1 protein-coding gene is annotated in these 3,782 nt (G+C 48.1%); it reads left to right on the forward strand.

The window, feature by feature from the left end:
- On the forward strand, window positions 1-3,782 hold a 3,782-nt coding region (locus tag QUB08_RS21400), incomplete at both ends, for a DUF4347 domain-containing protein (RefSeq protein ID WP_333226889.1).

Raw genomic sequence — 3,782 nt, forward strand, 5'->3', positions numbered from 1 at the left:
GATCCGAAAGTTGAAAATTATCAAAGTTTAGTCGCTGGGGTAAAACCGGGTACGGAAGTAGTCGTTTTGGATGGGAACCGAGATGCGATCGACCAAATTACTGAAATTTTAGCTCTTCGCAGCAATATTGACAGCATTCACATCATTTCTCACGGCAGTCCCGGCAGCTTGCAACTCGGCAGCGGTAGCTTGAGTTTAGATAATCTGGAAGCTTATTCCCAGCAATTGCAGGAGTGGCCCAGTTCTTTAACTCTGGGTGCCGACATTCTGATTTATGGTTGTAATGTGGCATCAGCACCTCGCGCTTCTGGGAAAGTCCGCCTGGGAATGAATTCCCTGGCTCAAAGCTCAAGTCGGTTGAAACCGACTGGAAACAAGGCGGCTATTGAGTCCTCTTTAGAGGACTTTCGCTATGAGACGGGGGTTTCAACCCCCGGCGGATCGGATGAATACGCCATAGATGATGAATGCGCCATAGATGATAAACAGGCGAGAGATATAGACGGTGTAGCCTTCATCCAGCGCATCGCCCAACTCACAAATGCCAATGTTGCAGCTTCCAAAAACCTCACCGGAAGCGCGGCAAAGGGTGGGGACTGGGAACTGGAAGTCAGAACCGGGAAAATAGAAACGCCACTGGTATTTGAAGCCGAAGTGTTAGCGGGTTACGAGTATGTTTTGAACACCTTGGGTGATGCGACTAATTTTGGCGCGGGGTTAAGTCCCAAAGGTATTAATGTAGGGGATTTCAACGCTGATACCTTCCCAGACTTGGTAGTGACAAGCCAGAATGACGACAACGTTTCAATTTTGTTAGGGAATGGCACAGGTGGTTTTGGCACAGCTACCAATTTTGCCGTAGGTTCAAGTCCCGTTTCCGTCACCTCGGGACTATTTAACGATGACAACTTCCCCGACTTAGCAGTAGTAAATAGTAGTAATATCTCAATTCTGTTAGCAAATGGCACTGGTGGCTTCTATGTAGGCAATGATTTCACTGTGGGTAATACTCCCCTTTCAATAGCTGTCGGAAACTTTAACGCGGACACTTTCCTCGATTTAGCGGTGGTAAACGCTAACCCTCAAGGTGCTTCTGGTAGTGTCTCAATTTTGTTGGGAAACGGTGCTGGCAGCTTTGGCGCTGCCACTAATTTCAATGTTGGTGCGATTCCTGGTTCCGTTGTTGTAGGCAACTTTAACGCTGACAGTTTCGCCGACTTAGCCGTTGCCAACAGCCTCTCTAATAATGTCTCAATTCTATTAGGAAATGGCACGGGCGGATTTGGTGAAGCTACTAACTTTGAGGTTGAGCAAGGTCCAAATTCGATCGCCACTGGGGACTTTAACGGAGACACTTACCTCGACTTGGCCACAGTTAACGGTGGCTCTAACAGTGTGTCAATTCTATTGGGAAATGGCACTGGTGGCTTTGGCCCGGCCACTACTGTTAACGCAGGGGCCGGGCTTAACAGCATTGTTGTGGAAGACTTTAGCGGAGATGGCAGACTTGACTTAGCAGTAACAGGAACCAGCGGCGCTGCAATTTTAGTAGGCAATGGCAGTGGCGGTTTTAGTGCACCCATTAACTTTGCTGCGGGGACAAGTCCAACTTCCATTATTTCAGGCAACTTTAATGCTGACACTCTCCCGGATTTGGCAGTAGCGAACAACGGTTCAGGTAACATTTCGGTGCTGCTAAATACACCCAATAGGGTCAGTTTTGACACTTCCAAATACAGCAGCAACATCCCTGTTAATGAAAGCGCTACCGACACAGTAATTAATGTCACTCTTACTCTGGGCGGCGGCACACCCCTCACCGATGTAGTTGTACCAATTGTCATCGATCCCAGCAGCACAGCTACCCAAGATGCTGATTACACAATTTCGCCTACTACTGTTACTTTCCCTGCCGGGGCGACTGGTGCTGCACTCACTCAAACTGTGGCAGTTACCATCAAAGCCGACAATATCGTTGACAGTAACGAACAGTTAGTTCTCAATTTGGGTGCCATTACAGGCGGTGTTGCCGGCGTTACGAGTCAAGTGACACTGGCAATATTGGATAGGAATAGTTCTTACTCAATTGTCGCAGACAATCCCACCGTTACCGAAGGGAATTCCGGCGCTACTCCTGCCACATTTACTATTACTCGCAGCGGCAGCACGGAACTTTGGAGTACAGTAGATTATGCCATTACCGGCACTGCGACAAACGGCACTGATTACAACAATATCGGCGGCACTTCTGGGGCAACTGCTGCCAGTGGTAAAATCAGTTTTGCCGAGGGTGAAACATCCAAAACTATTACTTTGGATGTGTTGGGAGATGGCAATATAGAACCGGATGAAACTGTTGCCATTACTTTATCAAATTCAGTTTCACCGGGTGGCGCACCCACTATTGCGACGGCTACCGCTACCACCACTATTACTAATGATGATACTGCCGGCATCACAGTCAGTCCAAAGGCAATATCAACAACAGAAGTTGGCGGTAAGGCAGAATTTACAGTCAAATTAAACGCTGCACCAACTGGTGACGTTACCATCGGTTTGAGGAGTGACAATGTTGCAGAAGGAACAGTTTCGACTAATAGTTTAACTTTCACTCCGGCTAACTACAATCAACCGCAAACAATAACGGTGACTGGTGTTGACGATTTAGTAGCTGATGGCCCTAAACCTTACAAAATTGTCACGGCTGCTGCTGTGAGTACCGATGTTAATTACAATAACCTCGATCCTGATGATGTCGAAGTCACCAACAGTGACAATGAAACTCCGGGAATTACGGTGAATCCGACGGGGGGATTAACTACTGGTGAAGATGGCACCAAGGCTAACTTTACTGTGGTTCTGAATACTCAGCCAACTGCTGATGTGACTATCGGTTTGACCAGTGACAATGTTGCCGAGGGAACAGTTTCGACTAATAGTTTAACTTTCACTCCGGCTAACTGGGATACACCGCAACCAGTAACAGTAACTGGGGTTAACGATAGCATTGTTGACGGCGATATTGGCTACAAAATAGTCACGGCTGCTACTGTTAGTACAGATCCGATTTATAGCAACAAAGATGTAGCGGATGTTAGCCTTAGCAATAAGGACAATGATACGGCTGGTATTTCTATTACTCCCACGGCAACAACTGCTACAGAAGGTGGCGCGACGGGCAGTTATGAACTCAAATTAACATCGCAGCCGATCGCCCCTGTTACCATTAACTTGAATGCTGGAAGTGAAATAAATGCGATCGCCCCAATTATCTTTGACAGCACTAACTGGAATGTTGCGAAAACTGTCACTGTCACCGCTACCGACGATAGCAAAGCCGAAGGTACGCACAGCGGGACGATCGCTCACACTGTTACCAGTACCGACACTAAGTATAGCGGCACGACAATTCAGGATGTAAATGTAGCGATTACCGACAACGACACAGCAGGTGTCAGCATTTCTCCCACGCAAACAACTGCTACAGAAGGCGGCGCGGATGGCAGTTATACAGTCAAACTCAACAGCCAGCCGAGCGCGCCTGTAACTATCACTCTCACAACAGGTGAGCAGATTGAAGCGATCGCCCCTCTCACTTTCACTGCGGATAATTGGGCGCAGACTCAACCCGTTACGGTGAAGGCTGTTGACGATACGATTGTCGAAGGCGCGCACAGCGGTACTATCACTCACAGTGTGAGTGGGGGTGATGCTAAGTATAATGTGGTTGTGGTTCCAGGGGTGACGGTGGCGATTACGGATAACGACACTGCACCGCCAGT

This window comes from Microcoleus sp. BR0-C5, from assembly GCF_036705045.1.
In the GTDB taxonomy this organism is placed as follows: domain Bacteria; phylum Cyanobacteriota; class Cyanobacteriia; order Cyanobacteriales; family Microcoleaceae; genus Microcoleus.